The 6,024-nt window shown below is 70.4% G+C and carries 8 protein-coding genes; 5 read left to right on the top strand and 3 right to left on the bottom strand.

What is annotated here, in order from left to right:
• Positions 1-83 precede the first annotated feature (83 nt).
• Entirely contained in the window at positions 84-1,007 is a 924-nt protein-coding gene (locus ACWDS7_RS45820) for a formylglycine-generating enzyme family protein (RefSeq protein WP_451934410.1), read from the top strand.
• 101 nt (positions 1,008-1,108) lie between these two features.
• Here ACWDS7_RS45820 and ACWDS7_RS45815 read toward each other — a convergent pair whose 3' ends face one another.
• The gene (locus tag ACWDS7_RS45815; protein WP_451934409.1) at positions 1,109-1,390 is read right to left on the bottom strand and encodes a hypothetical protein; all 282 of its coding nucleotides are present in this window, start codon (positions 1,388-1,390) and stop codon (positions 1,109-1,111) included.
• A gap of 189 nt (positions 1,391-1,579) precedes the next feature.
• On the opposite strand from ACWDS7_RS45815, the gene ACWDS7_RS45810 reads away from it, so the two are divergent.
• A complete protein-coding gene (locus tag ACWDS7_RS45810) occupies positions 1,580-2,377 on the top strand; it encodes an IucA/IucC family C-terminal-domain containing protein (RefSeq protein ID WP_451934408.1) in 798 nt (265 codons plus the stop codon).
• A gap of 194 nt (positions 2,378-2,571) precedes the next feature.
• Here the strand turns inward: ACWDS7_RS45810 and ACWDS7_RS45805 are convergent, their stop codons facing one another.
• Positions 2,572-3,456, bottom strand: a complete 885-nt coding sequence (locus ACWDS7_RS45805) for a F510_1955 family glycosylhydrolase (protein WP_451934407.1) — start codon at positions 3,454-3,456, stop codon at positions 2,572-2,574.
• 424 nt (positions 3,457-3,880) lie between these two features.
• On the opposite strand from ACWDS7_RS45805, the gene ACWDS7_RS45800 reads away from it, so the two are divergent.
• The gene (locus ACWDS7_RS45800; protein ID WP_306873958.1) at positions 3,881-4,315 is read left to right on the top strand and encodes a DUF4396 domain-containing protein; all 435 of its coding nucleotides are present in this window, start codon (positions 3,881-3,883) and stop codon (positions 4,313-4,315) included.
• 221 nt (positions 4,316-4,536) lie between these two features.
• On the opposite strand, the gene ACWDS7_RS45795 is transcribed toward ACWDS7_RS45800, so the two are convergent.
• A complete protein-coding gene (locus ACWDS7_RS45795; RefSeq protein WP_451934406.1) occupies positions 4,537-5,169 on the bottom strand; it encodes a hypothetical protein in 633 nt (210 codons plus the stop codon).
• Between the two features lie 150 nt (positions 5,170-5,319).
• On the opposite strand from ACWDS7_RS45795, the gene ACWDS7_RS45790 reads away from it, so the two are divergent.
• Both ACWDS7_RS45790 and ACWDS7_RS45785 read left to right on the top strand, forming a co-directional pair.
• Positions 5,320-5,829 carry a sigma-70 family RNA polymerase sigma factor gene (locus ACWDS7_RS45790; RefSeq protein ID WP_306873955.1) on the top strand — a complete coding sequence of 170 codons (510 nt, stop codon included), beginning with the start codon at positions 5,320-5,322 and terminating at the stop codon, positions 5,827-5,829.
• The coding region (locus tag ACWDS7_RS45785; RefSeq protein WP_451934405.1) for an anti-sigma factor family protein at positions 5,822-6,024 on the top strand (203 nt) is incomplete at its 3' end. The genes ACWDS7_RS45790 and ACWDS7_RS45785, both read left to right, overlap by 8 nt.

Genomic DNA, 6,024 nt, shown 5'->3' with positions numbered 1-6,024 from the left:
GGGGCCGGGCGGAGCGGCGGGAGGCGTCCCCGCCCGCGGGGACACCCGTGGACGTGCCAGGGCACATCGGAAAGGACTGAGCGATGCCCTCATGCTGTGGCGGTGGCCGCGGCGACCTGCCGGCCCCGGCCGTGGCGCCGGCCGGCCGGCCGCAGGCGCCGGACGGGGTGACCGTACCGGGATGGCACCGGGAGGCGGTGACGCTGGACGGCGGCCGGTTCCTGATGGGCACCGAGGACGCCGACGGTTTCCCCGAGGACGCCGAGGGGCCGGTGCGCCCGGTGGCGGTGGAGCCGTTCGCGGCGGACCGGTACGCGGTGACCAATGCCCGGTTCGCCGGGTTCGTCGAGGCCACCGGCCATCTCACGGAGGCCGAGCGCTTCGGCTGGTCGTACGTGTTCGCGGGGTTCCTGCCGGGCGCGCTACGGCGGGTGTCACCGCGCCCGCCGCAGACACCGTGGTGGTGCGGGGTGAGCGGGGCGGACTGGCGCCATCCGGAAGGGCCGGACTCGGACCTGGAGGGGCGCTGGGACCATCCGGTGGTGCACGTGTCCTGGAGCGACGCGGTGGCGTTCTGCGCCTGGGCCGGCGGGCGCCTGCCGGCCGAGGCGGAGTGGGAGTACGCCGCCCGCGGCGGCCTGGAGCAGCGGCGCTACCCCTGGGGGGATGAGCTGACCCCGGACGGCGAGCACCGCTGCAACATCTGGCAGGGCCACTTCCCGACCCGCAACACCGCCGAGGACGGCCACCGGGGGACGGCGCCGGTCGACGCCTACGCCCCCAACGGGTACGGCCTGCACAACTGCGTGGGCAACGTGTGGGAGTGGTGCGCCGACCCCTGGGGCGCAGGGGAGGGGTCCAAGGTGATGCGGGGCGGCTCCTACATGTGTCACGACTCCTACTGCAACCGCTACCGGGTGGCCGCCCGCACCCGTAACACCCCCGACAGCAGCGCCGGCAACATCGGCTTCCGCATGGTGTCCGCGAGCGTGCCGCGGAAGGTCTGACCCGTCCCCGCGCGCCGGAGGCGGTGGGACCGCGGGTGGAGCCGCCCCGCCGAGGGGCTGTCGATGACGCCTGGCGGTCACTCCCGCGCTGAGCGGGCGCCTCAGCCGGCGAGGCCGGGGGCCTCCTCCTGGCCGAAGGTGATCACGATGTATCTGCCGTTGGCGTAGCTGACCACAGGCCGTCCGAGCAGGTCACCCACCCTGCGGGCGACCGCCTGGAACAGCTCCGCCATCTCCGGCGTGTCGGCGCTCACCCTGAACCGCCCGTCGGCGGCGAGTCGCTGGGCGACAAGGGGGACGAAGTTCGCCTCGGCCCGGACCCTCTCCTCCGGGCTGAGAGGGGTGTGCCGAGTCGCGGGCTGCGTGCCGAAAGGGTGGGTCATCACTGGTCTCCTCGTGATCGCGATCGTCCCAGGGTGCCATCCGCGCACCCCTTCTGACGACACTCCCCGGCACGGCTGTCTTCGAGTGCCCGGCGGCCACCTGGAGCGGCCGGCAGATCGGGTCAAGTGTCGCGATAGCGCAGAATTGTCCGCGGCCACCGCCGTCTGTTACCCAAGGAGCTGCAGCCCGTGACGCACCCGTCCGCCGACCCCACTGTCGTGCTTGAGACCCTCGCGGGGTACGGCGAGCGCTACCGGCTGGAGGCCGGCCTGGATCCGGAGGAGGACTGGATCGCCGCAGACAGGTTGCTGGACCCCACCTCCACGGAGTTGGCCCAAGTTCTCGAAGCCGAACGCGTGGGCAGTGGGCAGGTGTCCGCACACGCGGTGGCCCTCACGGTCATGGCGGTCTACGCCGGCACCGTGACCGCTCCCGCGCTGCTGGCCTGGGCGTTGTACGGGGTGGTGCTGGACGTCCGGCCGGAGAACGTGGCGCTCCGGCTCGGCGACCACGGTTTCAAGGCCGTCGCGCTGCGCAGGCCGCGGCTGGTCGACGTCTCGGGCATGACCGGCGACGAACGGCTGGGGCTGCTGGTGAAGCAGGTACTCGACGATCACCTTTTCCCGCTCGCCGACGCGATGCGCGTGTGCAGCCGGGCGGGCAGGCGCCAGCTCAACGGCGGCATCGCCCAGGGATGTGCCGCGGCGTTCAGCGCCGCGAGCAGGTCGTCGGGCGCCGATGTGGATGTGCTGCAGCGCGCCTATGACGAGTTCCTCGCGGCCTGCCCGCAGGAGCTGGGCAGGCTCGGCGAGATGATCCGGCTCGCCGAGGGCGGCCGGGAGGGGCTGTTCTATCTACGCCGGACGTGCTGCCTCTTCTACACCGCGGACCATGGCGAGAAGTGCGCCAGCTGCTGTCTCGACAGTGTGGAGGACCGCGTGACCAACTATCGCCGGATCCTCGCGGGCGGCGCCATCCCGCACTGATCCGGCTGCGTGATCCTCAAGGCCCCGCCGCAGACCGCCCGCCCGTGCCCGGAGAGTCAAAGAGCCGATCCGAGCTTTCAAGGCGACGGTCACACCTTGTCCGCGACCGTTCCACGATCCACCACCGTGACACCCTGTCGGCCGGACAGGGCTCTGGTCGGCCTCCGTGTCGACCGGTGGTGGATCGTCGAAGATCAGCTCGAAGCGGGCCGGTAGGCGACGGAGAACTGCCGCCCTCCGTCTGACGACTCCATGACGGTCCCGTCATCCATGGCCGCGAGGAGACGCTGCCGGTTGACGGCGGTGAAGGCAGCGGCCTGGCCAGGCAGGCGGCCCGATGCCTGCCAGGTCCTACCGCCGTTCTTGCTGGCCTGCACCTGGCCGTCGACACCGACTCCGATCAACTCGTCCTTGCTGAGAGAGTCCACATGGGAGAGGAGGGGGACACCGGTGAGTGCGGTGAAATTCATGCCGCTGTCATGGCTGACCTGGAGCCCGTCCGGTGTGGTCGCGTATACACGGTCCGGCTCTTCCGCGTGACCGGCCAGGTCGATCACCTGTGCCTCCGCTCCCGGTGTCCAGGTCCGGCCCTCGTCGCCGCTACGCCGTACCCGCTCCGTCTGACTGTCGTAGGCATAGAGAGCCGTTCCCGCCGGCTGGATCGAGTGGAAGTCGGCACTGCCCGCCTCCGACACCGAGGTCCAAGTGGTGCCGGCGTCCGTCGTACGGATCAGGCCCAGGTGCGGGGAGCCGCCGGGCGGGACGTCGGCCGCCGCGGGGTGCCCGCTTGCGAGGAAGGTCCTCGGGCCGACGACGGTGAACCCCATGTGATCTTGGACGCGGTCGGCGATGCGCCGGGCGGTGTCGGTGGACCGGACCTGGAACAGTCCGTAGTGCCCCGCGATGTAGATCGTGCCGTCGGCAGGGTCGACGCCGAGGCCGTGGACGTGACCGATCCCGGGATCGGCGGGATCAGCGGCCTTCCCCGGTGACTCCCCGGTGCATGCCGTACCGAGAAGAGCCAGGAGTGCCAGGGCGGCGCTTGTGCGCAGGCGGAGACGCTGATCGATGGAGGCCATGGCGGTAGCTTAGCCAGCTCTACTATTGGCTATCGTAGGTCATTCGGTGGCTGGAGGATCGAGATGTCGTGGCAGGGGAGGCCCATCGGCTCTACGCCGATCGACCATAGTAGAGTCGCGGCTTGCCGGGGTACTCTGGGGTGAAGTGGATCATTCGTGAAGATCCAGCATTTTTGGGGCTTTACGGGGAAAAAATCATTGATGTATACCCCCCTTAGGTATATTGTGGCCGGGGCTAGTGTGACGTGCGAGTCAGGAGATTGTGATGTCGGAACCGATGCACCACATGGAGCACGCCGGACATGAAGGGCACGGAGGGCACCACGGGCATGAGCAGCACGGGCATGGCCAGCACGGGCACGCGGGTCCCTCTCACGCCGACCCTTCACACGCCGGTCACTCTCACGCGGGCCACTCCGGGAAGGTGACGTGGCGGGCGGCGGCGTCGGCGACCCTGCACTGCCTCACCGGATGTGCCATCGGCGAGGTGCTCGGCATGGTGATCGGCACGGCCCTGGGCTGGTCCAACACGCCGACCATCGTCCTGGCCGTCATCCTGGCCTTCTTCTTCGGTTACGCGCTCACCATCGTGGGACTGCGCAAGTCCGGTCTCGGCTGGCGCGAGCTCGTACGGCTGGCCCTCGCCGCCGACACCGTGTCCATCATCGTCATGGAGATCGTCGACAACGGAGTGATGATGGTGGTGCCCGGCGCCATGGACGCCGGTCTCACCTCGGTCCTGTTCTGGGGCGCTCTCGCGTTCTCCCTGCTGGTGGCCTTCCTCGTCACCACCCCGATCAACAAGTGGATCATCGGCAAGGGCAAGGGACACGCGGTGGTCCACGCCTACCACCACTGACAACCCGCCTCACCGGCGGGAGGCGGAGGTCTCCCCGCGCCGCACCTGGCGGCTCCCGGACCAAGGCGATCGATTCCTCCCCGGCCCGGGTCCACACGACCGGGGAGGAATCGGCCGTCCACCTGGAGATCTCATGTCCGTGCCCCAGGACATCCGATGCGGGACCTCCTCGGCCCAGCCGCACGGACGCCACCGGTGACTGCCGCGGGACTACCCGCCGGTCAGGCGGCCGCGCCGCTGATCCGGAACGGCAGCACGGCGACGTTCGACGCCACGCCCAGCTCGCGCAGGTCACGGGCGTCGACCCTGCCGTCGCCCGTGACGTCCTTGACCACGTCAGGGGCGTCGTCGAACACGCCGTTGCCGTCGAGGTCCTTCACGACCGCGACGGTCACCACACTGTCGACGTCCTTGCCGAACAGCGCCTTGCCGACCAGCCAGGAGTCCCAGATCCTGATCCCGCTCCGGTCCCGCTGGGCCACCCCGGTGACGTTGAACAGGTTCGCCAGGTTGGTGCCAGGCCCGGAGAAGCCTGTCGTGGTGGAGAGCAGGACGACAAGGCCGGGCAGCTTGTCGTCCCTGCCGGGCCCGAACGTGCCGGTGCCACCCTGGGGCCCGGTGACCTGCGGCCCGCTCCACCCCGCCGCCTTGAGGCCGTCGCGGTAGTGGACGGACAGCTCCATCGTCCAGGCCGCTCCCTCCACCCCGGTCAACGCGCCGGCCCTCGGCGACTGGATGCGCACCTGGGCGCGCTGCTCGGACCCGGACGCCGTGTCCGCCAGCGCGGGAACCGCTGACACCGCGGTCACCGAGAGCGCCGCCCCGAGCGCCGCCGTCCAAACACCTCTACGCATGTCGTCTCCTCCGTCGGTTGCTGATGTCGCTGGTGACGGGAGGGAGTACGGTGCCACCGCGCGTCGCGTTCACGCGAAAATGGATGAACGCCACAGAGATCCGTTCCGTATGCCCCAGGAAACATGCCCCAGGAAACGGGAGGAGGACGCGTGCGGCTGGATGACGAGGCCACGTTGCGGACGGTCTACGACGATCACGGAGGCGAGCTGTTCGCCTTTGCCAGCAGGTCGCTCGGCGACCCTGGGCTGGCCGAGGACGCGGTGCAGGAGACCTTCGTCCGCGCCTGGCGCACCGCGGCCCGCTACGACCACCGGCAGTCGTCCCCGCGCACCTGGCTCTTCGCGATCTGCAGGAATGTGGTGATCGACCTCATGCGGGCGCGGTCCGTGCGGCCGCAGCTCTCGGCCGAGCAGGAGAAGGACCTGCCGGCGGGCAACGATCTGGAGGGGCTGCTGCTCGGCATGCAGGTCGAGGAAGCGCTGCGACGCCTGTCGCCGGAGCAGCGGCACATCCTGGTGGAGGTCCATCTGCGTGACCGGGCGCCCGCCGAGGTCGCCGCCGAACTGCGCATTCCTCCGGGTACGGTGCGCAGCAGGGTGTTCTACGCGCTCAAGGCGCTCCGCCTGGTCATGGAGGAGATGGGGTGGGACGGTGATTAGCTGCCGCGACTATCAGTCCCTTCTCGGGATGCACGCGCTCGGCCGCCTGCCGAAGACCGAGACCGCCACGCTGCTCGCGCACGCCGACGGCTGCCCAGGCTGCCGGGCCGAGCTGGACGGGCTGCGCGCGGTGGCCGGCGCGCTCGGCCACGCCGACCCCGACCGCGTGTCCCGGCTGCCCGCGCCGCCGCGGCC

The sequence above is a fragment of the Streptosporangium sp. NPDC003464 genome (genome assembly GCF_053588315.1).
The sequence above is the reverse complement of the archived record's forward strand: the minus strand, read 5'-3'. Positions and strand labels throughout refer to the sequence as shown.